The following is a 766-nucleotide window of genomic DNA, read 5'->3' on the forward strand; positions in this document are numbered from 1 at the left end:
CTGCAGGACTGGCTGGCGGGCGAGGCGGTGGTACCGGTGGCCCTGCCGCCTGGCGGCCTGCGCAACGCCAACACCCCCGGCGACGCCAACGGCCTGTGGCCCTAGCTTGCCTGCCATGGTGGAGCGCCCCCTGGATCTGCATGGCCGGCCCCTGGGGGTGCTGCGGCTGTCGCTGACGGCCCGCTGCAACCTGGCCTGTCCCTACTGCTGCCCGGATCTCGAGGACCCGCCCGACCTGCTGACCCTGGCGGAGCGGGTGGCCTTGGTGGAGGCGACCGTGGGCCTGGGGGTGCACACCCTGCGTCTCACCGGCGGCGAGCCCCTGCTGCACCGGCGGCTGGAGGAGCTGATCGCGGCCCTGCAGCCGCTGCGGCGGCGGGACCCCGGCGATCCCCGCGGCGCCCTGAGGGAGATCGCCCTCACCAGCAACGGGGTTCTGCTGAGCGCCGAACGGGCCCGGCAGCTGAAGACGGCGGGGCTCGACCGGATCACCCTCAGCCTCGATGGCACCGATGGAGCCAGCGTGGCCCGCATGGCCGGCCTGGGGGGCGCGGCCGCTGGCGAGGCTGTGCTGGCGAAGGTGCTGGCGGCGATCCGGCACGCCCGGGAGGCGGGCTTCGATCCGGCCCGCGGTGCCCTGAAGCTGAACGCGGTGATCACCCGCTCCGGCAACGCCGACCAGCTGCTGCCGCTGGCGGCCCTGGCCCGGGAGCAGGGGCTGGAGCTGCGCCTGATCGAGTTCATGGACGTGGGCAACCGCAACGGC

1 protein-coding gene is annotated in these 766 nt (G+C 74.7%); it reads left to right on the top strand.

The features are described 5' to 3' along the window. Positions 1-115: 115 nt before the first annotated feature. On the top strand, positions 116-766 hold a 651-nt coding region (locus VB737_RS17160; RefSeq protein ID WP_500314757.1), incomplete at its 3' end, for a radical SAM protein.

Source organism: Synechococcus sp. BA-120 BA3 (assembly GCF_034931285.1).
Classification (GTDB): domain Bacteria; phylum Cyanobacteriota; class Cyanobacteriia; order PCC-6307; family Cyanobiaceae; genus Cyanobium.